This is a genomic window from Runella aurantiaca, assembly GCF_003339505.1.
GTDB classification, from domain to species: domain Bacteria; phylum Bacteroidota; class Bacteroidia; order Cytophagales; family Spirosomataceae; genus Runella; species Runella aurantiaca.
Window position 1 is genome coordinate 75,846 of the sequence record NZ_QPIW01000008.1, and the last position, 24,785, is coordinate 100,630.

A 24,785-nucleotide genomic window follows, 5' to 3' on the forward strand; every position below is an offset into this window, starting at 1 on the left:
CCCAAAACGAATAAAAACACAAGTCGTCATCTAAAAATCACACTAACCGCGCCGGGGCATCCGGTGATTCATTTATGAAAAAAATAGGAATACTTCATGGAATGGAAAATACATTCCCCCAAGCTTTTGTTGAACGGGTCAACCAATTGGATGGTAAAAATATTGTAGCAGAGCCAGTACTTATCGACCGAGTCGTGCAGGGTGAAGCCACCGACTACGCCGTCATTATCGACCGTATTTCGCAGGATGTGCCTTTTTATCGGGCGTTTCTTAAAAATGCCGCGCTTTGCGGCACCGCAGTCATCAACAATCCGTTTTGGTGGAGCGCCGATGAGAAGTTTTTCAACAATGCGCTGGCCGTAAAACTGGGTGTACCTGTGCCAAATACGGTATTGATGCCTTCCAAAGAACGTCCGACCGATACATCAGAAACTTCATTTCGTAACCTGAAAATGCCGATGGCCTGGGGAGAAATGTTTGAATACGTGGGTTTTCCAGCCTACATGAAACCCCACGCGGGCGGAGGGTGGAAAAGCGTCTATAAAATCCATGATATGGATGATTTGTGGAACAAACACGCCGAAACCGAACAGTTGGTCATGCTGTTGCAAAGTGAAGTAACCTTTGAAGATTATTATCGTTGTTATTGTTTGGGTGGTAAATACGTCCACATCATGCCGTATGAGCCTCGCAATCCGCACCACCTTCGCTACGCTACACAGCCCAAAACCACGGGTGAGGCGCATAAAAAACTCATTGCAACGATTACGGATTATGTATTGCGTCTCAACAAAGCCCTCGGGTATGATTTTAATACCGTAGAATTTGCCGTACATGATGGCATTCCGTACGCCATTGATTTTTGTAATCCTGCGCCCGATGCCGATATTCATTCCGTAGGACAAGAAAACTTTGATTGGATTGTAGAAAACGCCGCTAAAATGGCCATCGAAAAAGCAAAAGCCCACAAAGAAGGTAAAACCAACCTTACTTGGGGGAGTTTTGTGCGTACTTCGGCCATGAACTTGCCGATTACAAATTTGGCCAAGGGCGACGTAGAACCCACCGAGGAGGCTCCCAAAAAAGCTGCCCCTAAAAAGGCAAAAGACGAAGAACCAACTAAAAAAGCGCCGAAAAAGAAATAAGGCCACAGTAGGCAGTTTACAGCAGGCGGTAGGCACTTCACTGACTTATCGCCTACTGCTTACAGCCTACTGCGCACTATAAACTACCCAGAACACATGCCCCTTTTTACACTCGGAATTGAGGAAGAATTTCAGACAATAGACCCTGAAACCCGTGGGCTGCGCTCCCACATGTCGAAGATTGTAGAGGATGGTAAAATCATTCTTAAAGAGCGCGTTACGGCCGAAATGCACCAGTCGGTCGTTGAAGTTGGGACCAATATTTGTACCAATATTCAGGAAGCGCGTCAGGAGGTGACGTACTTGCGGAAGATGATTATTGACTTGGCCGCGCAGCAAAATCTCAAGATTGCGGCGGCGGGTACGCACCCTTTTTCCGATTGGCAGGACGAGCTGATTACGCCCAATCCGCGCTACGATAAGCTCATCGAAGAAATGCGTGACGTGGCTCGCGGCAACTTAATTTTTGGGTTGCACGTTCACATCGGCATTCCTGACCGGGATACAGGCGTCAAACTTATCAATTCACTGACGTACTTTTTGCCGCATATTTACGCGCTTTCTACCAATTCACCTTTTTGGTGCGGACGAAATACGGGTTTTAAATCGTATCGTTCAAAAGTATTTGACAAGTTTCCCCGCACGGGTATTCCCGAATATTTTGAAACTGCGCACGATTACGATGATTATGTAAACCTGCTCGTTAAAACGGGATGCATCGACAACGGCAAAAAGATTTGGTGGGACCTGCGTCTACATCCTTTCTATAATACCATCGAATACCGCGTCTGCGATATTCCGATGCGGGCCGATGAAACCATCTGTTTGGCGGCGCTTATGCAGGCGTTGGTGGTGAAGATTTATAAGTTGATGAGCAAAAACCTCAACTTTCAGCATTACCGCAAAATCCTCATTAACGAAAACAAGTGGCGCGCAGCTCGGTACGGGATTCACGGCAAACTCATTGATTTTGGCCGCAAAGAAGAAGTTCCTTATTATAACTTAGCGCAAGAGTTGCTTGAATTTGTGGATGACGTAGTCGACGACCTCGGTAGTCGCAAAGAAGTAGAATATATTCACAAAATTCTGGAAATGGGCACTGGAGCCGACCGTCAGTTGGCGGTATGGGAAGCCACGCAAGATTTTACCAAGGTGGTGGATTATATTGTGCAAGAAACTGCGTATGGATTATAAGGCAGGAATTGGCCTTCAGAATGAGAGAATAAAAAGTTTTCGGCCCTTTGGGTTCTTTTTTAAAAAAGAATCCGAAGGGCCGAAAACTTTATAAGCTGGTCAAAAAAGCCATTGTGTCTACTCCGTCGGCGTAGTCATACAAAGACGGTTTTTGGGCTTCCCCCAACGGAAGACTTGACGGAAAGTGGCCTTCTTTGGATACAATGCACTGGATTTTTTCGGAATGAGCTTCCAACTTTGATTTTAGGTCGTTGGCATCGGTGTAGTATTCAAAAAACAGCACCGAGATAGGAGAGACCAACGAGTCGGTTTCACGTAGCATCAAAAAACCATTGTCGAGATGCGGCTCCCGGTTGACGAGATACACCGATTTGTTGTATTCGTAATTATTGAAATACTTATGATGGTTTCTGAAAAAGTCGAGCTGTGGCTCGATGGCTTCATAAAATTTAGAAAAATCATAGCCTGCTGGAACAAAGATTTTGGAGACGTTGCGGCAGCCGAGTCCAAAATAGGAGTAAACATCCCGTCCCAATCCCATCAATTCTTCGTTTGTTTCTTCGCCCGTCAAAATTCCGACCGATGTGCGGTTGCGGCGAATAAGGTGCGGTTTCTTAGAAAAATAGTATTCAAAATAGCGGGCGGTGTTGTCGCTGCCCGTGGCAATGTAGGCATCGGCGGCATTTAAACGTTCGGCAAGGGTGATGCGTTGAGCAAAGGTGGGTTCGATTTTAGTCAATTTTTCAATCAAAAACATCATCAAGACGCGGTCGTCGGTGCTGAGTTTGGCCATAAGGTGATGGCCGCTGAGGAGTACGCTCAGTAAATCATGAAAACCAACGGCAGGAATATTTCCAGCCATGACCACCCCGATTTTTTTAGGGATAAAATCAGGCTGCCCAGACTGTAATTGATAGGTGCTGAGCCAAGTCCGTAATTTTTCTTCGTTGAGGTATTCCTCTCCGATGGCCTTCAGTGCATGGGTGACAAAGTCAGGAATAAACCAATGATTTTGCGAATATGCCTTAAAGACTACGTCTTCTATGGCGTTGGAGGTGAGGATTTTGCCCAGCTCAACAAAGGGTGCTATGTGTTCGGTGCTATTATTCATTGAAATATTTATGGGAAAAGTACAAAAAATCAAAGAATTATGATTTTTATGACCCAACCGAAACTTTAAATAATTAAATTTGTTTTTTGATTACAAGTGCAAATATCCCAAAACTAAACGATACAGTGCAATTATGGCAATCATGATTACTGACGAATGCATCAACTGCGGTGCATGCGAGCCGGAATGTCCGAATACTGCAATATACGAAGGTGGCGTAGAATGGACATACGCAGGTGGTACTCATTTGGAAGAAGTTGACTATGGTGATGGTACCGTTGTGGACGCCAAAGTAAAACAAGCGCCCGTTTCAAACGAATTTTATTACATTGTTACTGATAAGTGTACTGAATGTATGGGTTTTCATGAGGAGCCGCAATGCGCCGCTGTTTGTCCCGTAGATTGTTGTGTGGCCGATCCAGAAAATGTAGAAGATGAAGAAACATTGCTTGCCAAGAAAGCGTGGATGCACGGTGAATAACCCAATGTCTTTTAAATAAGAGGAAAGTTCCTTCAATCTAAGCCCCTGAGAAATCTCAGGGGCTTTTTTTGTGCGCTTTATGCCGATTTTGATTTAATGTTTTAAGTGTATTTTGTATGGCCAAGTTGAAATAAAATATAATTATTCAAATGTTTTGTTTACATATTGTTGAAGTAGTGAGCAAATAATATTTTGAGATTATTTAATAATGCAGAATAAAACTAAAAGTTGTATTTTTTTAATATTAAATTAAATTTATCAATAATATTAAGTATAAAACTATGGAAATATTAAATTTTTATGAAAAATTACTTAAAAAACGAACCAAAAATTTGGATTTTTATAAAAATAAGTCAAAGTTTGTATCGGAAAACAAAACCACTCAATACCCACCTTAAACAAAATAATATTATGAAAAAATTTAATTTACTTGTTTTATGTTTGTTTGCAACCTTTTTGGCTTTTCCTAAGGGAAATGCAGGTGGAAAAACAGATGGTAAAAAAGAAGAAAGTAAATCAGAAGCTAAAGTAGAAACCAAAACAGAAGGAGAAGAAGAGAAGAAAGGCACTTTTACTTTTTCGGGTTATATTGATTCTTACTACATCGGCAATTTCAACAAGCCAGCTTCACGTTCAAACTTGGGTGCGTATTATGCCCGGGCATTTGATCAAAAATCAGGGCAGTTCTCTTTGGGTTTGGTGCAAACCAAAATGCAATACAGCAACGACAAGTCGGATGTGGTGGTAGATTTGGCATTTGGACCAAACGCTGACCTCGGAAACTACGGTAACGTACTGGGCGCGTTGGGTAGCAACACAAACACGGCTTTAGCCATTAAGCAAGCTTACTTTAACTGGAAAGCTTCAAGCAAGTTTACGCTCACGGCGGGTCAGTTTGGTACCCACATCGGTTATGAAGTAATTGATGCGCCCGTTAACTTCAACTATTCATTGTCAAACCTTTTCAATAACGGTCCATTCTACCACATTGGAGTAAAAGCCAACTATGCTTTTTCTGATAAAGTATCGTTGATGTTGGGTCTTGTCAACAACGTTGATAACTTGAATGATAATAACCGCAAAAAAGGCCTTATCTCTCAATTGTTTATCAACCCTGCCAAAGGCTGGAACGTATATCTTAACTTTATCAACAGCAACGAAGCCAGCCCTGATGCCAACGGAAACACCCCTGATGCGCACTACAGAGTGTTGGATTTGACCACTTCTTATCAGGCTACTGATAAACTTTTGGTTGGATTGAATGCTGCTTACGGTTCACAAAAAGGTGATTATCAAGGCGCAGGTGGCCCAACCACAGCCCAAACTTGGGGTGGTGCGGCTGGTTACTTCAACGTTGCGGCCAGTGATGTATTCAGCATCGGAGCGCGTTACGAATATTTTGACAACAGCAGCGGTGTTCGTGCCCTGCTTAACAAAAAAGGAGAAGGTACTTCCGTAAATTCATTGACTTTGACCGGCAACTTCACTTTGGCCGATGGTCACTTGCTCATCAAACCTGAGTTCCGTTTGGATGCTTACAAGAAAGTAAGCGGCACTAGCGAAACAAAAAATCAGCAGTTTGAAGATGAAAACGGTGATTTTACCAAGAGTTCACAATCAACCCTTGGATTGGCTTTCATCTATAAGTTTTAGTACACTCGGTAAACCGTAACAGGTAGTCAGTATAGATTGTCCGTCAATCTGCTGACTACCCGCTACCAATTCCTACTTAATAAAACGTACAACCAAAACCAGTCAAGTAACTTTATGAAAAAGTACATCCCACTCGTAATTTTGTTGGGCGTGAGCCTTTTGGGGATTCTGATGCCTGCCATCCCTACCCAAATTGTGACCGAAGGTCTCAACTCAGGTGACATCGCCTGGATGCTCGTTGCCACGGCGTTCGTTCTCCTAATGACTCCCGGCTTAGCGTATTTCTACGGAGGTATGGTAAACCACAAAAACGTGATTTCGACCATGTTGCAGAGCTTTATTGCCATGGGCGTAATCAGTATTGTTTGGGTAGTTGTTGGTTTTAGCCTTGCATTCGGTGATTCAATCGGAGGTTGGGTTGGAAATCCGCTGACATTCTTTATGTTCAAAGGTGTATTGGATGGCAAGCCTTGGTCATTGGCTCCTACCATTCCATTGGCATTGTTTGCATTTTTCCAGTTGAAATTCGCCGTTATTACTCCTGCGCTCGTTACGGGTTCATTGGCTGAGCGTATCAAGTTTCGTTCTTACATCCTTTTCATGGTGCTTTTTAGTATTTTCGTTTATGCACCTTTGGCGCACTGGACTTGGCACCCTGATGGTTTCCTTTTCAAATTAGGCGTATTAGATTTTGCGGGTGGTACGGTTGTTCACATGTCGGCTGGTTGGGCTGCTTTGGCGGGTGCTTTGTACTTGAAGCGTCGTCGTTCACACGTAGAAGCTAATTTCTTACCTCCAGCCAATATTCCTTATGTATTGTTAGGTACAGGTTTGCTTTGGTTCGGATGGTTTGGTTTCAACGCTGGTTCAGCGGTAGGGTCGGGTCCATTGGCCGTTTCAGCATTGGCTGCTACCAATACTGCTGCTGCTGCTGCTGGTTTGGCTTGGGTTCTTTTTGATACTGCCAAAGGCAAAAAACCTTCTGCGTTAGGATTTTCAATTGGTGCGGTAGTAGGTCTGGTGGCTATTACACCTGCTTGCGGTTTCGTAACCATTCCTCAGTCTATCTTTATCGGTGCTATTTCTTCAATGGTATCAAACTATTTGGCACACCTTCGTACCAAAACTACCTTGGATGACACGCTTGACGTATTCCCATGCCACGGTGTAGGCGGTATGATGGGTATGTTGATGACGGGTATTTTTGCTTCTAAGGGTGTAAACTCGGCCGTTGTTGATGAAGGTTTGGCGTATGGCACGTTTACGTTGTTCAAAAATCACTTGATCGCTTTGGTATTGGTTTCCGTCTTTGCGTTCGTGATGTCGTACATCATCCTGAAAGTTACTGACCTTATTGAGCCGCTTCGCGTATCTGAAGAAGACGAAAAAGTTGGTTTGGATATCAGCCAGCACGATGAGTTTTTAGTTGAAGCTTAGTAATTCTCGCGGTTCATATCATTTAAAAATGATACCGAACTGGAGATGAATAAATATACCAACAAGACCACAGAGGGTTAGCCCTATTGACTGTGGTTTTGTTGTACTCGTTGAAGCTATCGGCTCTGCTGGTAGCTTCATTTTTTTTGCTTAAAAGCTGAAATTTTGTTCTTAAAAGCTTTCTGGCACTCTTCTTTTCTTTTTTGGTATAACATTTTTTTTATCCTTATCGGGTGAAAAAAAATGGGCTTTTTGGGTGGTATTTTTCCCATTGGTTCGTTTGGCATTCCAAAAGGTTCATCTTCCTACATTCTTTTCTGAATTGGCCTAAATATTGATTTCTGAGAAAACAACAACGAACTGAAATTTTGGCGTCGTTCTTAAATAATCTCTCAAACAAATTCAATTATCTATGGTCACGTTTTACAAAAACTCGCGCTTTGTAGTCATGCTGGCAGGATTGCTGCTTGCTGTCTCAACGTTGTTTGCTCAACAGCAAACCCTCGAAAACAACCAAATTTGTATGGACCCCATTGTTGGTAGTGGGGCGTTTATCAATGCTGGCAACACAGGCTTGTGCGTTGGTTGTACTGCAGCAGATGGAGCCAACATCATTGATGGCAACTTAACCAACTTTGCTACGTTAACCACAGGCATTAGCTTGCTAGGCTCTGGTTCGGCAGTTTCGGTCAAAGATTCTCTCCAGTATTATCCTGCAGGTAATACGGTTGGTTTTGTGGTGGGAAGTGGCAGTACCCTTTTGGGCGTAAATCTCCTCAACAACATCCAAATCAGAACCTACCGCAACGGAACCCTCGTAGAAACGGCTACGTTCAACAGCGGTTCTGGACTTTTAAGGGCAACGGCCTTAGGAGGAACCACGGGGAGACAAATCTTGAGCTTTACAACAACTGGGGACTTTGATGAAGTTCAACTTTTTGCAGCGAGCGGCCTTTTAGGTTTACTTTCTTCTTTGGATGTATACTACGCATTTGAAGGTCCAGCTTCTTGTCCCCTAGACTGTGTCAATGCATTGGTAGGCGCTGACGCTTCTGGCACAACTACTGGTTCTTCGGGAGTATGTCTTGGCGGAGGTGTATCAAGTCCTGGCAACGCCATTGATGCTGATACCACAAATGCCGCCCAGATTAGTACTATTATTGGTGTGGCTTGTTCACGTTATTTGCAAGTAGCATTAGCTAGTACTATCGCCGCTGGCCCTGGAGATGTGTATGCTGGTTTTGTGGTACAACAAGGGGCAGGCCTTTTGGATGCCAATGTATTGGGTGCTATTACCATCACCACGTATTTGGGTGGTTCGGGTCCACTTCAGACTATTTCAGGTGGGTCTTTACTTACGGCTTCTTTATTGGGTGGTACGCGTGTACAACTTGGCTTTAAAGTAACGCAGCCATTTGACAGAATCAGAATTACCGCTGGCGGCTTAGCATCGGTAGCCTATGACCTGAATGTTTACTATGCCTTTACAAAAACAGACAGCGATGCTGATGGTATGTTGGATTGTATGGACAAATGCGCAGGAAATGACTTGCTAGACACCGACGGCGACGGTATTCCTAACTTCTGCGACGAAAACATGGCTGATTTGAACGTGTTAAAAACCGTAAACAACGACAGTGTAGCCGCAGGTACTGATGTTACATTTAGCGTAACGGTAAATCGCCAAGCGGATGCAACGGGATTTGAAGCACCTACTGGCTTAAAAATCAAAGATTTACTTCCGGTGGGCCTTACCTACGTAAGCCATACGGCTCCAACGGGAACTTTTTATGACCCAATCACTGGAATTTGGAATGTGGGTAGTGCATTGAGCGGAGCTACAACGAGCCTTGTGTTGAGCATTACGGCGAGTGCGGATTCAAGCGGTGTATTATCTAATATTGCAGAAGTACTTTCGGTCAATGAAGGTGACCCAGATTCAACCCCAGGCAACGGCACTGCTGGTGCTGGAGACGACGACATCGCGAGTGCCTGCGTATCTGTACCTGTCTTTTTGTGCCCTGGTTCGTCCATTTCATTGTCGGCACCATCAGGTTCTACTGCTTATCAGTGGTATCGTAATGGTACTTTGATTGGCGGAGCTACTGATTCTACTTATGTTGTTACAGAGTCTGGTAGCTATACTTTCACCAGCTCATCGGTTGGAGTATGTGTTTCGGGTAACTGTTGCCCAGTGGTTGTTATTTACAGAACATTGGTGGCCAATGCAGGGGCAGATCCCGCTCCAGTTTGCGAAGGCACTGCTGTAGAGTTGACTGGTACAGGTGCGGGTGTAGGAGGTACTTACCTTTGGAGCACAGGAGCAACTACGGCTACTATCTCAGTAACCCCAACGACTACCACCACTTACTACCTGACCGTTACTTCGGTTGATGGATGCGTGGATACCGATACCGTAGTGGTGACTGTAAATCCAAAACCTTTGCTTGGTTCAGTAATCGCATTGTGTAACAACGCAGGTACAACTGACAATCCTACTGACGATACCTTCACCTTTACGATTAACCCCGAAGGTGGTAGCAATACAACGTATACTGTTAGCGGAGCTGTGTCAGCTGGTCCGTTCAACTACGGCACGCCTCAAGTTTTCGGACCTTTCCTTGCTAGCTCAGGTAACAAAGTAATTACCGTTACCGATGCAAATACATGCTCGACAACAGTAACGGTGGTAGCGCCAGTAGGTGGCTGTTCAAACTGTCCTCCAACGCCAGTCTGCGTACCTGTAACGGTGAAAAAGCTTCAATAGCTTAAAAAAAAGCTGTTTGATACAACAAGAACAGCACTATTTACTTTCTAAGTACGAAATAGCCTTCTATCCCAAGAAGGCTATTTTTTTTATACCAATAAAATTATTTTATTTGTAATATAATCCATAAGTCAGTGTTCACTCGTATATAATGTCGAGCATTGTTTTGTTTCTAACATAATCATCCCTACTGATGATTTACAGTCTACATTTTTTTGCCATTTTTATTAGCCTAATTTGTATGTGCCTGTGTATCAGGGCAAACACGGGTGTTCATTTGCGTTATTTGGGCGGCTTGTTTTTACTTGTTTCAATCACTGAATTTTTACAGTTTGTTGTTCCAAGACAACTTGAGGCGTCGTCATTTTTATTGGTTGTTCCTGACACCATGCGGTTAGTCATTCCGGTGGCGGTGGTTGGGTATGTTCGGGCGTCGCTCGGATTCCAGAACCATCTTTATTCTAAGTGGCTTTTGATTCCTGCGTTTTTACATTTAAAGGTGTTTTCTTATTTATACGCAGCGGGTGAGGTATCGGTTTCCGATTTTAGCGATGGGGCATTTCAGATGAGTGCTTCGGTGGCAGTGGGACTTTTTAGCGCCTTTCTTGGGTTATTTCTTTTTCAATTTTTGTCGAAAAAATATGCCCGTTTGTCTCATTCCGTGAACCCAACCACTTCAATATGGTTGAAAAGTGTTGTAGGGTTCTTATTATTTCAATCCGTAATGGTACTTTCAGGGGTGGGAATTCGGTATTTTTGGGGAGAGACATCAGCGCAGTTTAAGATTTATGAATTGTTTGGGCAAATTAGCCTTCTTATTTGGTGTTTAGGCATGATTTTTTTGATGATAAAATCACCTTTTGTGCTTGAAGAGTTTGTACCCAAAGTGCACGTATCTTATTGGGAGGAGCATACGGTTAGCCCTGAAACGAGAATAGAAAACCAGAACCATAACGAGCAAATTTCCTCTAAAAAGGAAATGCCGGCGGATATAAGAATAAAATATGTTGAAAAAATTCGGGAAGAGCTGGAGCTAAACGAGTTGTTTCTTGATTCTAAGCTGACTCTTGGCAGTTTAGCGAAGAAAATAAACATTAGTCCTCATCAACTTTCTTATATCATCAACAGTGAGTGGAAGATGAATTTCAATGAATTTGTTAATTCATATAGAATAAACAAAGCGCAAACGCTCTTAAAAGATATAGACTATCAAAGTGCTACCATCTTTGCCATTGGAATAGACTCTGGGTTTAATTCTGAATCATCCTTCTATACAGCATTCAAAAAAGCGACGGGACATTCTCCAAAACGATACAGAGAAGCATTAAAATTGACTTCAGAATTATAATTCAGGAGTGTTTTAGTGAAAAAAGAGCCTTTATTTGTTCGACATAATTTATCTGACTTGAACAATAGATAGGTTATACGATAAAATTGATTTATTAAATTCGTATTCCAATTTTATGGAGATCAAATTAAGTCTTAAACCATCTAAACAGTGGATGGCACAAGTTGCCGAGCAGTTTGGCGTAGAGGCAGAATCTCCCACTGAATTTTACCATAAAGACGGCAATTCGTTTTTTAAATTAGACGCCATGCTCTTTGATAGAGAGGTGTCGGTGTTACTTGGAGAGTTATGCTGGTATAAACCGCTTAATACACTAAAGGAGTCGCTTGGTACAAATGATTATTGGACCCTTACGTTTGTACAATCGGAGGATGCGCACACGCATTATTTGTTGGATGACAAAATGAGGCAGAAAACGCAGATGCAAAAATCAATGGTATTGTACAGTTCTAAAATGACGGTAGATACGCATTGGCCTGTGGGGAAACACTCCCGGTTTGTGGCAATCAGTTTTCATCGCGATTGGCTGTACGATAAACTTGGGATTAATGCTGTAGGTCAGGAAAGCTACTCGCCTTTTATCAAGCTGTTGACTTCTGAAGCAGGAGTTTATTTGCAGGGGGCTTCTTTTTTTGACCAGACGGTTACGCTGGACAAACTTTTTGATGACACAGCTTCATTTACCAGAAGACTCGTAGCTCAGGCTCAATGCTACAAATTAATTGCCGATTTTATTGCTCAGGTAGGCCGTAATGAGTCTAATTTTCAGCAAAATAGAATCAACCAACATGATTTGAAGCAAATTGAAGAAATCGAAAGCCGCTACTTTACCGTTAACCAGTCGCTGCCAAGTCTGGAGTTTTTAGCGAGTCAGGCAAACATGAGTTTATCAAAATTTAAAAAATGTTTTAAGCAGGTGTATGGTTTGCCTCCGTATGAGTACCATCTTAATCAAAAATTGGAATTAGCTAAAAACCAACTTTTACAAAATAAATGGACGATTTCGGAGATTGCATCCAATTTGGGATATACCAGCGCGGCCAACTTTGACAAAGCATTTAAGAAAAAGTTCATGGTGAGTCCAACAAAAATGTTAAAAAAAAATAATTCAATTTAATATCCACTTCTTTCTACATTAACTAATATAATATGGTTTGGGTAATGATTCAAAGGTTCGAAGACCTTCAAGCTGATGAAAAAAATCTTCGCAGGCTTACAGGATTGAGAAAAAATGAGTTTAAGACGCTCTACAATCCTTTCCATGAAGTGTGGCAGTCTTATTTTTCGGAGTATACGTTTGACGGTAGCCCGCGTTTGCGGCGTCAAATTTCTACCCGAAAAAACAGCCTTTTTAGCGATACACAAGATGCATTGCTTTTTGTGCTGATTTATCTAAGAGGTGGTGTTCCTCAGGAACAATTGGCGGCCAGTTTTGGCATGGACCAACCCAAGGTCAGCAAATATCTTTCGCTTACTCAACGGATATTGCTCAAGGCGATTGAAAAAAATCCGAGCATCATTTCTCGACGCAAGCAAAAGAAATTGTGGGAGGCAATTGCGGCCAGAATGAACAACCAGGTAGCCGAGCCTGCCTACTGATTGAGATAGCGCTCGTCTGATTTAAGATTATTTAATAAACGCCGAACTTTGTTGCGCGATAGTGTTCAAGAATAGCTATTTTTGAACACTATCGCGCTTTTTGTGCTAAAATAAACCGTTTATGTCTTCCAAAAACGCAATTACTACTTCATTATTTGACCTGTTTAAAGTGGGGCCTGGGCCGTCGAGTTCGCATACGATAGGACCTATGAAGGCAGCGTATCTTTTTTTACAACAACTGATACAACTACCTACCGAACAGGCGCAACGCGGCAAACTGCTCCAAATCAACCTCTATGGCTCATTGAGTGCTACGGGCAAAGGCCACGGCACCGACCGCGCCATTGTGGGAGGCTTATTGGGCTGGCAACCTCATACTTGCGACCCAAAACAGCTGAGTGGACTCATGAAAAAGAAAGAAGACACGTACGAAATTCAGTTTCAGGGAACGAATGTGCCGGTGTCGGAAAGTAGTATTGTTTATCACAAAGGGAAAACCTCATTTCCACACCCCAATACCATGATTCTGAGACTTTTGGATGAGGCTGGGCAAACGGTCATAGAAGGGGAGTTTTATTCGGTAGGCGGAGGGTTTATCCAACAGAAAGGCTATGAACCCGAAGGAACAACGCATCGTTTGCCAGCGTATCCGTATTCGACCATGGAGGAGTTGCAGGCGCATTTACGCGCGGGGAATCTCACCCTTTCGCAGCTGATGATTGAAAATGAAAAGTCATTGACGTGCCTTTCTGAGAAAGAAATTGTTCGAAAAATCGACCAAATTCTGGATTTTATGCACAAAGCCGTCAAGCGTGGAGTGCGGGCTAAGGGTATTTTGCCCGGGTCGATTCGTCTCCAGCGAAAAGCGCCGTTGCTTTATGAACGGGCAAAACAACACGCTTCGACCACCGATAGTTTTTTGATTTTTCTGAATTCCTATTGTTTGGCAGCCTCCGAAGAAAATGCGGCTGGTAGTATTGTCGTTACGGCACCCACATCGGGGGCGTCGGGGGTTTTTCCGGGCCTTACCTACTTGATGAAATACCACTTTCACTACTCACCCCAAAAAATGCGCGATGGAATGCTGGCGGCGGGAGCCATTGGTTTTTTGGTAAAACACAACGCCAGTATTTCAGGGGCTGAAATGGGCTGTATGGGCGAAATCGGAACGGCCTCGGCCATGGGTGCGGCCATGCTCACTTACGCTGCTGGTGGGAGCATTGAGCATGTAGAAGCGGCGGCTGAAATTGGGATTGAGCACCACCTCGGTATGACCTGTGATCCCATCGGTGGCTATGTTCAGATTCCGTGCATTGAGCGCAATGCCATGGGCGCGGCCAAGGCTTACAATGCGTACCTTTTGGCCATGACCATCGACCCTGGAATGCAAAAAATCTCCTTCGACAGCGTCATAAAAGTAATGAGAGCCACGGGCCGTGATATGTCTAAGAAATACAAAGAAACCTCAGAAGCGGGTTTGGCCTTGAGCGTGACCGAGTGCTGATGCAGGGGGCAGTTGCAGTTGTTGTCAATGAATGGGGAGCAATGTTAATCTACAGTTGAATAATCTTGAGTTTGAGAGAACTAATTTGCTACTGCCTACTGTGAACTGCCCACTGCCTACTGAACATTACGTTGATAAATACCCTTCCACTGGGTAGAATGGTATCGCTTGCCGAGTTCAGGAAGACGCTTGAAGAGGCGTGGCATTAGATTCTCTTTGTCGATGACGTAGGTAGGAGGGTCGGCGGTAAAATTGTCAAAAATACTGATGACACTTTCGTAGCTGTCCAAATTTTCAAAGTCATTGCGGGCCAATTCCCAATTAATATAGGCTGTAGCGGGGTAATTGTCGCGGTATTCGCCTTCGTCTTCCCCGATGACAAGCACTTTCTGCTGACGAATAGGAGCGGGTAGCAGCGCACTTTTAATTTTCAGGTTGTCTAAGCGCGCCGAACTGTTGAGGGTAATGGGATGAGTGAGAAAAGAGGCCTGATACCGAAAAAACAAAATAGTCAGAAACACAACCATAAAAAGAACCTCCGCCAACCAGCGGCGTTTCATCAGTATAAAGAAATTGACGGAAAAAAACGCCAACGGCGGGAGGAAAGTAATGAATTGCATGGGCGCAATGAACGGCATCAACCCGATAGAAAGTAAAGCGGCAATTACCCACAAACCCATTATTTGTTGGCACCGACCCTGATAATTGATAAAGCGGGGATAGCTTATGGTTTGAAAAAAACCAAGTCCGCCCACCAAAAAAGTGCCTCCCATGGTGCCGATAACTCCCAAAAAATCCTGTAAATTATACCGCCGCGCTTCAAAAGCCGACGTGAGGAGGTTTTGACTTAAATCGTCGAGCGCACCGCGAAAGAAGAAGAAAAGTGCCGAAAGTGCAACTGGGAAAATATACCCGAAGAGCGCCAACGTATGTTGCCTAAAATTAGCCCCTGTGTAGAGAAGCATTGAGAAAAAAGCCCACAATAAAAATAGGCCCATGGGCAAATAAAACAGGGTGGCTACGCTCAGGTAAAAACCCAGTTCAAATACTTCGTCAGTGACACCTTCGCGCTGCATTTGACGGATAAGCGTGCCAAAGGCCAATAAAATAAACGTAGTGGCCATCAAAACGGGTGACAATATACTGCAATCAAACGAGACGTTGATAAATAGCAGGTACAATACGCCAGGAACGTAATTACGCTCCGTGAAAAGCTGACGTTGATTGGAGATATAATTGAAATAAATGGCCTGCAAAAGAATCAGAATATTGGCAATGCTGCGGTGCGCAGCGGGAGAGCGACCAAAAAGCTCATCGATGCCCCAATAGGCTGCCGCCGAGAGAGGACTGAGATTGTCCCATACGTCGCGGTAAAGCATGAATCCTTGACCCATTTTTTCCCCAACCAGCATCCATTGAAGTTCAGAAACCAACAGATCAGGAGCATTTATATAAAACGGAAATTGAAACATCACCAAAACGATGATGAGGCTCAAAATCTGATAAGGAGCATTAACTCTGAAAAAACTTAGCATCGCAGTAGGCAGTTTACAGTCTACAGTAGGCAGTTTGCAGTCTACTACAATACACTCAATATCTAAGTGAGTGGTTGCAGACTGCCTACTGTGAACTGCTTACTTTTATTCCCATTCAATCGTAGCGGGAGGTTTTGACGAAATATCATACACCACGCGGTTGACACCTTTAACTCGGTTAATGATTTCGTTGGAAACATCTGCCAAAAAATCGTAAGGTAAATGTGCCCAGTCGGCAGTCATCCCATCGACCGATGTCACGGCCCGTAGTGCCACTACGCGCTCATAGGTGCGCTCATCCCCCATTACTCCTACACTTTGGATAGGAAGCAACATGGCGCCCGCTTGCCATACTTGATCGTATAAGCCACGGGTTTTGAGACCGTTGATGAAAATGGCGTCAACATCCTGTAAAATGGCCACTTTTTCGGCGGTAATATCACCCAAAATCCGAATAGCAAGCCCTGGGCCAGGAAAAGGATGGCGCTTCAAAATAGCTTCTGGAAGCTCCAAAGTACGGCCTACGGCCCTTACTTCGTCTTTAAAAAGCGTATTGAGTGGCTCCACGATTTTTAGCTTCATATAATCGGGCAACCCGCCTACATTGTGGTGCGATTTGATGGTTGCCGACGGTCCTTTGACCGAAACCGACTCAATCACATCGGGATAAATCGTGCCTTGACCGAGCCATTTTACATCTTCAATCAAATGGGCTTCTTGGTCAAAAATATCAATGAAGGCCTTACCGATGGCCTTGCGTTTGGCTTCGGGATCGGTGAGGCCCGCTAGTACGCCATAAAAATGCGCTTTGGCATCTACTCCTTTGATATTCAGGCCCATATCTAAGTAAGAGTGCAGTACGCTTTCGTATTCGTCTTTGCGTAACAGACCGTTATCTACAAAAATACAGTACAGATTTTTGCCAATTGCGTGGTGGACCAACGACGCCGCCACCGTCGAGTCAACACCGCCTGAAAGGGCCATCACCACTTTGTCATTGCCAAGCCGGGCTTTGAGGTCGGCGATGGTGCTTTCCACAAACGAGGCCGCTGTCCAATCTTGCGCACAGCCGCAAATGTCTACCACAAAGTTTTTGAGAATATTTTTTCCTTCTACGGAGTGCGTCACTTCGGGGTGGAACTGAATTCCGTAGGTTTGCTCGCCCTCGATATGAAAAGCCGCCACCTTGACGGAATCGGTTTCGCCGATGATTTTGAACGATTCGGGAACCGAAACGATGGTATCACCATGTGACATCCACACTTGGGTAATCGGGGAGACCGTATCCAACAGCGCTGAATGTGAATGGTGCGTGAGCATGGCCCGGCCATACTCGCGGTGTTTGGAGGCTTTGACTTCGCCGCCCAGCGTGTGGGCGAGCAGTTGCGCTCCGTAGCACACCCCCAATAAAGGTACTTTGCCCCTGAATAAGCTCATATCTACCCGTGGCGAGCCTTCGTCTCGCACAGAATAGGGGCTTCCCGAAAGGATAACTCCCTTGATATCAGGCGTAATTTCGGGGATTTTATTGAAGGGATGGATTTCGCAGTAAATATTAAGTTCGCGGACGCGTCGAGCGATGAGTTGGGTAAATTGCGAACCGAAATCAAGAATCAGAATTTGTTCGGACATAGACGTGTTTCTAAGGTGCAAAGGTAAAAAAAAGGATGTACAATGCCTTATGGGTTGAAATTTCTTTGTATTTTCGCTAAAAATAGACCCGTTATGGTGCCTGCAATCTCATCTTCTTTTACCGCTGAGGAATACCTCGCCTTCGAACGGTCAAGTCAGCATCGGCATGAATTTATTTACAATACCCTCATTGAAATGGCTGGAGCTACCAAAATTCACAATTATATTACTACAGCCTTAGTAGGTTTGCTTTGGAATCTACTGAGAGGAACTGATTTTGAAGTCTTAGGCAGTGATATGCGCGTTTTTAATCCTCAGAACGGTAGCTATTTTTACCCAGATATTGTGATAAGCGACGGCGAAGCAAAAACAATAGAAAATGATAACTTGATGAATCCGATTTTGGTGATTGAAGTGGCTTCGCCTTCCACGGCGGTGTTTGACAAAACCGACAAATTCATTGCGTATCGCAGCATTGAAACGCTGAAAGAATATGTACTGGTCTCTACAGAACTGCCTCAAATGGAAGTATTTCGCAAAAATGACAAAGGCGAATGGAGTGTAGAAACCGTACATGGATTAGACAAAACGGCTCACTTTCAGTCGGTTGATGTATCAGTTTTACTGAAAGATGTTTTTGAAAAAGTATTTTAAACTCCGCCCCTGCCCGGCACATTAAACTGCTCCACCAGCCAATCGCGCTTTTGCTTCGTAACGGGCACTTGAGCCCCGTCTGACATCAATAAATAGCCGCCTTCCTGTTTCACGATTTTTCGTAAAAAATGCGGATTGATGAGGTGTGAATGATGCACCCGCACAAACCCGTTGGGCTCCAATGCCTGTTCTATTTCTTTGAGCGTACGACAAATAACGAGTTTTCGACCGTCGGTCAGGTGAAAATGCGTGTAACTCGTGTCGGCCATGCACCGAACAATCTGACTTATTTCGATGATTTCGTGGCCTTCGTTGGTCGGAAGCGCCATGCGTTGTGGCGGTGTTTTTGGGGCCAGATGTTCGTGTAGTGTCTGTATCTGAGGGAGTTGTAGCTGCTTGATTTTCTTCTGTTGCCAGCTGACAAGTGCATCTTTCAGTTCGCTTTCTTCGATGGGTTTGAGTAGGTAATTCAACGCGCTGACTCGAAACGCCCGCAGGGCGTATTGGTCGTAAGCCGTGGTGAAAATAACGTCAAAGTGAAATTCATCAAACTGTTGCAGCAAGTCAAAACCATTGAGGCGTGGCATTTCAATATCCAAAAACAAAATATCAAACGACGTAACGCGCATAAACTCCACTGCCGCTTCGGGTTGGTTAAACTTCGCCAAAATTTGCACGCCCATGTTGAGGCGTTTGAGTTTCATTTCCAGCACTTCGGTGGCGGGTTTTTCGTCGTCAATCAAAATGGCGCGTATCATGCTTTAGGTTTCGTTAGTAGGTTCATCCAATAAATTGTATACAATTCGAACCAACGTTCCAGTTTCTTTTTCGCGCTGTAAATCATTGACTTCGATGGAAAGTTGATTCGGATAATTTCGGTTAAAGAGCGCAATGCGCTGCTGCGTAATGTCCATGCCGTACGATTTTCGTTTTACCGACGAGCGGCTCCGCATCTCCGCCGATTTTTTTCGGCCAATTCCGTTGTCTTCGATTTCAAACTCCACACGGTGTGCGTCTGCTAGTCGGACGCGTATACGGAGATTTTTAGGGAGTTTATCGGAAGGCATCAGGCCGTGCCAAATGGCATTCTCCACAAACGGCTGCAACAACAACGGCGGAATGATGAGACGTTGGGTATCCACGCTGTCGGCTACCTCGATTGAATACGTAAAACCCTCGCCCAAACGTGTGGCTTCAATGTCCAGATAATACCGCAGTGCGGTCAGTTCTTCTTCAAGCAGAATCGACTCTTCGCGCGAGTGGTTGAGAATCATCCGCAGCAGTTTGGAAAATTTGGCTAAATACCCCGTCGCTTTATGTTCGTCGTTGGATAAAATCAAATATTCCAATGAATTGAGGCTATTGAACAAAAAATGCGGATTCATTTGGCTGCGTAGGGCCAGCATTTCGGTTTCAGCCATGCGTTTTTCGTAAAATGACTTATTTTGAAGCTCTTCATAATAAGCGAGTTGACTCTCGGTTTTTTCTTTTTCCAGCAAACGGTAACGGTGAGCGAGGGCCAACGAAAGCACGATGATTTCGGCTACCACGGCAAACGACAACGTTAATAAATCATCCACATTGGCAGGAAGTTTGACGCCCTTCAGAATCACTTCGCCCGCCCTGAGCCACGCCAAAATTCCAAACAAGCCCAACATAGAGTTGGCCCAAATCACGAACGGAACCATCGGCGAGCGCACACTCCGACTCATCCAAATGAGCGTGAATATATAAATTGGCAGGGCAATGAATCGACCAACCCAAAACGAAAATTGCTGAAAACCGCCGTCGTTGGTCAATAACATAACCGTGATGTAGACAAACCCATAGCCCCCCAGTAAAATCGCCAAGCGGCGGAACCACCGCCGCATGAGCGGATGGGTTTTGGCGAGGTCGAGTAGTTCGGTCATAAACAACAAATACGCCCCGATGCCCCACCAAAGCAGCGATTCCATCAGATGGCTTTTGAGCAGGGGCCATTCGCCGAGGCTTTGACCAATAGGCGTATAGGCGCGGGTTTTGAGCAGTGAAAACAAAAAGCCGCACAGGTTATAGGCCCAATAGTAGGCGTAAATTCGTTGGCGATATTTGAGATACAACAATCCTACAAACAACACAGCAAGTGCCAACGCGCCCTGAATCCAGCTTCGGTATTGAAATTCGGGCAGGTTGCGGCGGTATTCATTCAAGGTCTTTTTCAGGTAAAAGGATTCTTTTTCGAGCTGTAAGCGAAACGATGGTTTCGGTGATTGGATGCCCGTCCAAAAAGGCAAAATCCCCGCGTAGTTGGAAAGTTGGGCCAGTAGGTCAAAGGTCGCGCCTTTGGGGAAAATCAAAGGAATGTAGCGGTCATCTGCGGGGAGCGCCCATTGGGAGGAAGGCGTCATGTAGCCACTCCTGAGTGCGCTTATTTGGCCATTGTAGGCTACGTAAAAAACAACGATTTGGTTGGCTGAATGTACATTGATATAGATGGTTTGGGCCGTATCGGTATCGTTATGGACCCGAAAATGCAGCCAATGGGTTCGGTCGGTGTAGGTGGGAGACTGGGGCGTTAGGGGTTGCCAGTTGGAAAACTGATTGGTAAAAAACTGTGGTGAAATCTGTCGTTTTTCGCGCAAGGGAGTAGTGGTAAACACGGCCTTTTCAAAGAGCATTCGATGCTCTTTGAATTCACTCAAACGTAGGGTGTCAGGCTGGGCTTTGGCGTGAAACACAATCAAAATGCCAACCAGAAATAAAAGGCGGCCAACCATTAGCAGGCGGTATTTTAGTTTTTTCAAAGAAAACAAATTTTTTGTCAATTCGGGCGCTTCATCTGACGGGTTGGGCATTTGAGTGTATCAAAAAGGAATCTGACTTTATAGGCTCGTCTTTGCGGTTTCAGCGGTGGGTTATTGACTCAAATTACCGCTTCATTGACCCAAATCCTTGATGGGTGAAATGGCGTTCCGACGTTTTGGTTAAAAGTGGCAAATTTGGGCGCATAAATCAAGTCATTTTTACTTATTCAACGGTTAAAATAAAGATGATAAAAGTATTCCACCACTTCTATTTCAGGCGTATTTGCTTTACTATCATGGTTGCGATTTTTTTTGACGCTTCTATTTTTGCCCAAATACGGGTCGAAAATCCCAAACGTACCACCGAACGCAGCGTAGAAGGCCGCGTCAATAGCCGCATTGACCAAGGTATCAACAAAGGATTGGATAAGGTGGAAGAGGGAATTGGCAATATTTTTAAAAAGAAAGACAAGAAACAGAAATCAGAAGCTGGAAATGAGGAGCGGGATAACAACGAAAACCAGCAGGAGGCCTCGGAGGGAAATCAAACTTCAACAAACAGCTCAAAACCAAATACGCCAATCTCAAAGACGACCGAACCCAAAAACCTAAAAGCCTATTCTAAATTTGATTTTGTATCGGGCGAAAAAGTCGTCGCTATCGAAGATTTTAGTCAGGATGCCGTGGGTGATTTTCCCGCCAAGTGGAATACCAACGCCAGCGGAGAAGTGGTGACGCTGGACGGTCAAAGCGCCAAATTTTTACAATTTGCCAATAATGGCCTTTTCTATCCCGAATTCGTCAAAGAACTTCCGGAAAACTTCACAATGGAGTTTGATATGGTGGTATCAGAAGATATGAGCAACAACATGACGGGGCTGAAAGTGGTTTTTCCCGAAATAAAAGAACGCAAGTTGACCTTCGACCAAGATTTTGGTACTGCACCTCAGGCCGGCGTTGATATTCACCCTACATCAAGTCAGGAAGGAGGCAGCACCAGCGTATGGGTGTTTGACAAAACCAACGAGAAAATTTTAGAAAATACCAATCCGCTTGCGTGGAAAGCCAATGACATCAACCGAGTTTCTATTTGGAAACAAAAGACGCGCTTGCGGATTTACGTCAACGAAAACAAGATTTGGGATATTCCGAAAGCGTTTGATAATACGCTCAAATACTCAATGCTTTTTGCTACCCATATTTTTGAAGGTACGGCCTACTTAGCCAACCTCCGCGTGGCCGTCGGTGCGCCCGATACCCGCTCCAAGCTCATCACCGAAGGCAAATTCAGTACCACAGGTATTTTGTTTGATGTCAATTCTGATAAAATAAAGCCCGAATCGTACGGCGTTTTGAAGGAACTGGGGACGGTATTGAAAGAAAACGCGACGGTAAAAGTGCGCATCATCGGTCATACAGATTCCGACGGCGATGATGCCAAGAACCTTGATTTGTCGAAACGTCGCGCGGCCTCCGTTAAAAATGCGCTTCAATCAGAATTTGGCGTTGAAGCTACCCGTATGGAAACCGACGGCAAGGGCGAAACCCAACCCGCCGCGCCCAACACAACATCAGAAGGAAAAGCCAATAACCGCCGTGTAGAATTTATCAAACTTTAAACATTGAATGTTATGAAAAAAATAATCGTTTTCGTTTGCCTTCTTGCCGCGCTCTCCTGCCGAAAAAGCAACGTATTGGACCCCGCCCAGAATTGCGGCAAAGAATTGGAGCAATACACAACGGCCCTTGAAGAATTTTCAAAAGACCCTACCAACAAAGCCAAGTGCGAAGCGGTAAAAAAAACGCTGACTGGTATCATTAACTCTTGCAGTATTTATACGGCTGCCCAACGAAAAATTTATGAAGATCAGCTCAAAGACACTACCTGCGATTAATGCTTTTCAAGAATAATGATGAAAAACCAAGGGACTGTTTTTAACCCAAAAATGACGCTCGTGTTGTTTTTTGCCTTTTTTTCGAAGGTGTGCATCGCCCAAGTGACGTTGGCCTATTGTACGCTCAACGGAGGCTGTAAGTTTTATCAGACGCCGTTGAGTTATAAGCAAGTAGATCTCATGATGAACTATCTCGGGGTCTTTGAAGAAAAAAAAGGAATCGTTGTGTTTTTTAAAAATAAATCGGGTGAAAATATATACTACGCTGATAATAAGCGCTCCGTGAGGGAGTTGGACACTTATTTTGGCGGGAAAGGAGAGCCAGTTGTTGCGAAAGACGCGGTCAGGTCTCCGTTTGGAGACGCAACCATTCAACCCAACGATGGGGATTGGAAGGTGAGTGCCAAGCCTCCTGTTGTGAAGAATTGCCCTGCAGGCCTAGACGAACAAGCGAGCAAGTTAAACCTTGTCAAAAGCGGAAAAAAGGTATTCAAAAGGCCTTTTCAAATGCAAGAATTGCTTCCGCCGGGCTCGGTTGGACTAAATACGGAGCCAAATGCGTACCGTGGATTGATTCTTGTAGAAAACCAGCCGACTTTTAAAACCATTTATGAGGTTAAAGTCAAAAATCCGAACTTCATGGAAGCGGAATTAAATTATTCGATTGCTATCCCTAGCCAGCCTACATGTATTGTTAAAATAGACTTTACTTATACCCGGCAATAGGTTGATATTGATAGGGTTGAAGAGGTAAAAATTGTTATTGTAAATCAAAAAAAAAATGAGATTTTACTCAATTATCAGCTTATTGATGTTTTTTTCTGCCCATATACAAGCTCAAAACTGCTTGTTGACCCATCAAGACAAATACGACCAATTGCTGCCTTTGGCCACGATTCAAAAGCACTACAAAGGCGATATGAGCAAAGCCAAAAAAGAATACAGGGTCAATAAAACCCCAAAATACCGCAACCACGACACCTATGCGTACAGCTGGTCCAGCGACCGCACCCGCACCATGAAACTCATGGGAAAAGACATGACCGTGCCCGTCAGCAACCGCATCGGCCTGACGTGGGTGGGTGATGATATGTTTAAGATTGCAAAAAAGAAATCTGAACTCGAAAGTTTTCGCCATTTCTACCGCAATCTTACCCAAAAGGAACTCGACGAGGCATTTGGCCAAGCGGAAAAACAGGTGCAAAACAAAACCAACGCCACTAAAGAACAAAAAGCCGCCGGTATGGGCATAGCCAAAGACATGGCCGCCGCCACCAAGTTTGAAAACGTAGCGGGCGTGGGAGAGGCAGCCGTTTGGGAATTGGGCGACAATGAGTTGATTGTACTTTTCAAAGGTTACACGTTTCAAGTCATTGCAGATGTGAGCAAAGACAAAGACACCAACCTTGAACTAGCCAAAAAATTGGCCGCCGAAGTATTGGCAAAATGCAAGTGAATTTCCTTAAAACGTTATCCAAAACCCATACATAATGAAAACGAATCCCAAATTTATTCTTTTGCTGTTGGCAATTGTATACTTGTTTAGTGCTTGTAAATCAGGCTCTTCAAGTGAAGATGAGCCGACGCCGTCAGGTACGAATTCTTTTACGGCGACCGTCGATGGTAAAAGTTGGAAAGCGACAAAAACGAGCGGAGGCGTGGCCGTGGTTGGGGGGCTGCTGACCATCGTTGGAAAAATAGACGATGCCACCGAAATTTCCATTCAGATGATTGGGAAGGATATTCAAACGGGGGTAGATTATCAATTTGAGATTCCCGCAAACGAAACTAATAAAAATGCCAATTTGATTTATAAACGGCAGAATAGCCCGCTGTTAGCCAAAAGTGGAAAAATACGTTTTACGACCTTTACGAATAAGAAAATTGAAGGACAATTTGAGGCCCAAGTAAGCGATTTTATTAATGCAACCGCAGAGATACAATCCGGGACGTTCACTATCAATTTGTAGTCTAAGTCTATGAAAAAGTGTTCATGTTGCTGATAATGATTACTTTTTTCCTGTTTAAAGTACGTATTTATCATGTT

General features: G+C 44.2%; 21 protein-coding genes. 16 read left to right on the forward strand and 5 right to left on the reverse strand.

Features of this window, described 5'->3' with window-relative positions; translation table 11 throughout:
• Positions 1-74 precede the first annotated feature (74 nt).
• Complete coding sequence (locus DVG78_RS11900) at positions 75-1,145, forward strand: ATP-grasp domain-containing protein (RefSeq protein ID WP_114461299.1); 1,071 nt, start codon at positions 75-77, stop codon at positions 1,143-1,145.
• A gap of 96 nt (positions 1,146-1,241) precedes the next feature.
• Complete coding sequence (locus DVG78_RS11905; protein WP_114461300.1) at positions 1,242-2,339, forward strand: carboxylate-amine ligase; 1,098 nt, start codon at positions 1,242-1,244, stop codon at positions 2,337-2,339.
• Between the two features lie 88 nt (positions 2,340-2,427).
• Here the strand turns inward: DVG78_RS11905 and DVG78_RS11910 are convergent, their stop codons facing one another.
• Positions 2,428-3,450 (reverse strand): acyl-CoA reductase, encoded by a 1,023-nt coding sequence (locus DVG78_RS11910; RefSeq protein ID WP_114461301.1) that lies wholly within the window; start codon positions 3,448-3,450, stop codon positions 2,428-2,430.
• Positions 3,451-3,583: 133 nt separating this feature from the next.
• Between DVG78_RS11910 and DVG78_RS11915 the strand changes: the two genes are divergently transcribed.
• From DVG78_RS11915 to DVG78_RS11950, 8 genes are all read left to right on the forward strand, one after another.
• Positions 3,584-3,931 (forward strand): 4Fe-4S binding protein, encoded by a 348-nt coding sequence (locus DVG78_RS11915; RefSeq protein WP_114461420.1) that lies wholly within the window; start codon positions 3,584-3,586, stop codon positions 3,929-3,931.
• 411 nt (positions 3,932-4,342) lie between these two features.
• Complete coding sequence (locus DVG78_RS11920) at positions 4,343-5,584, forward strand: porin (RefSeq protein WP_229598205.1); 1,242 nt, start codon at positions 4,343-4,345, stop codon at positions 5,582-5,584.
• 114 nt (positions 5,585-5,698) lie between these two features.
• Positions 5,699-7,021, forward strand: coding sequence for an ammonium transporter (locus DVG78_RS11925; RefSeq protein ID WP_114461303.1), 1,323 nt, complete (start codon positions 5,699-5,701; stop codon positions 7,019-7,021).
• A 412-nt stretch (positions 7,022-7,433) separates the two neighbouring features.
• Positions 7,434-9,788 (forward strand): DUF11 domain-containing protein, encoded by a 2,355-nt coding sequence (locus DVG78_RS11930; protein WP_114461304.1) that lies wholly within the window; start codon positions 7,434-7,436, stop codon positions 9,786-9,788.
• A gap of 241 nt (positions 9,789-10,029) precedes the next feature.
• Positions 10,030-11,136 carry a helix-turn-helix domain-containing protein gene (locus tag DVG78_RS11935; RefSeq protein WP_158550012.1) on the forward strand — a complete coding sequence of 369 codons (1,107 nt, stop codon included), beginning with the start codon at positions 10,030-10,032 and terminating at the stop codon, positions 11,134-11,136.
• A gap of 154 nt (positions 11,137-11,290) precedes the next feature.
• Positions 11,291-12,253 carry a helix-turn-helix domain-containing protein gene (locus DVG78_RS11940; protein WP_229598206.1) on the forward strand — a complete coding sequence of 321 codons (963 nt, stop codon included), beginning with the start codon at positions 11,291-11,293 and terminating at the stop codon, positions 12,251-12,253.
• Between the two features lie 44 nt (positions 12,254-12,297).
• Complete coding sequence (locus DVG78_RS11945) at positions 12,298-12,735, forward strand: helix-turn-helix domain-containing protein (RefSeq protein WP_158550013.1); 438 nt, start codon at positions 12,298-12,300, stop codon at positions 12,733-12,735.
• 121 nt (positions 12,736-12,856) lie between these two features.
• Positions 12,857-14,239 carry an L-serine ammonia-lyase gene (locus DVG78_RS11950; protein WP_114461308.1) on the forward strand — a complete coding sequence of 461 codons (1,383 nt, stop codon included), beginning with the start codon at positions 12,857-12,859 and terminating at the stop codon, positions 14,237-14,239.
• Positions 14,240-14,355: 116 nt separating this feature from the next.
• On the opposite strand, the gene DVG78_RS11955 is transcribed toward DVG78_RS11950, so the two are convergent.
• Positions 14,356-15,774 carry a hypothetical protein gene (locus tag DVG78_RS11955; protein ID WP_114461309.1) on the reverse strand — a complete coding sequence of 473 codons (1,419 nt, stop codon included), beginning with the start codon at positions 15,772-15,774 and terminating at the stop codon, positions 14,356-14,358.
• Between the two features lie 105 nt (positions 15,775-15,879).
• Entirely contained in the window at positions 15,880-17,406 is a 1,527-nt protein-coding gene (gene guaA / locus DVG78_RS11960) for a glutamine-hydrolyzing GMP synthase (protein ID WP_114461310.1), read from the reverse strand.
• Positions 17,407-17,499: 93 nt separating this feature from the next.
• Between guaA and DVG78_RS11965 the strand changes: the two genes are divergently transcribed.
• Positions 17,500-18,060: a Uma2 family endonuclease gene (locus tag DVG78_RS11965; RefSeq protein WP_158550014.1), complete on the forward strand. Its 561-nt coding sequence runs from the start codon at positions 17,500-17,502 to the stop codon at positions 18,058-18,060.
• Here DVG78_RS11965 and DVG78_RS11970 read toward each other — a convergent pair.
• Both DVG78_RS11970 and DVG78_RS11975 read right to left on the reverse strand, forming a co-directional pair.
• Positions 18,057-18,818, reverse strand: coding sequence for a LytR/AlgR family response regulator transcription factor (locus tag DVG78_RS11970; RefSeq protein ID WP_114461312.1), 762 nt, complete (start codon positions 18,816-18,818; stop codon positions 18,057-18,059). The two genes, DVG78_RS11965 and DVG78_RS11970, sit on opposite strands and share 4 nt — an antisense overlap.
• A 3-nt stretch (positions 18,819-18,821) precedes the next feature.
• Positions 18,822-20,843, reverse strand: coding sequence for a histidine kinase (locus tag DVG78_RS11975; protein ID WP_158550015.1), 2,022 nt, complete (start codon positions 20,841-20,843; stop codon positions 18,822-18,824).
• 245 nt (positions 20,844-21,088) lie between these two features.
• Here DVG78_RS11975 and DVG78_RS11980 point away from each other — a divergent pair, with 245 nt between their 5' ends.
• From DVG78_RS11980 to DVG78_RS12000, 5 genes are read left to right on the forward strand one after another with little or no spacing between them, the layout of a single operon-like run.
• A complete protein-coding gene (locus DVG78_RS11980) occupies positions 21,089-22,462 on the forward strand; it encodes an OmpA family protein (protein WP_114461421.1) in 1,374 nt (457 codons plus the stop codon).
• A 12-nt stretch (positions 22,463-22,474) separates the two neighbouring features.
• Complete coding sequence (locus tag DVG78_RS11985) at positions 22,475-22,738, forward strand: hypothetical protein (RefSeq protein WP_114461314.1); 264 nt, start codon at positions 22,475-22,477, stop codon at positions 22,736-22,738.
• A 15-nt stretch (positions 22,739-22,753) separates the two neighbouring features.
• Positions 22,754-23,464, forward strand: a complete 711-nt coding sequence (locus DVG78_RS11990; RefSeq protein ID WP_147277062.1) for a hypothetical protein — start codon at positions 22,754-22,756, stop codon at positions 23,462-23,464.
• 55 nt (positions 23,465-23,519) lie between these two features.
• Entirely contained in the window at positions 23,520-24,194 is a 675-nt protein-coding gene (locus tag DVG78_RS11995) for a hypothetical protein (RefSeq protein ID WP_147277063.1), read from the forward strand.
• 34 nt (positions 24,195-24,228) lie between these two features.
• Positions 24,229-24,708 carry a hypothetical protein gene (locus DVG78_RS12000; protein ID WP_114461317.1) on the forward strand — a complete coding sequence of 160 codons (480 nt, stop codon included), beginning with the start codon at positions 24,229-24,231 and terminating at the stop codon, positions 24,706-24,708.
• The last annotated feature ends 77 nt before the right edge of the window (positions 24,709-24,785 follow it).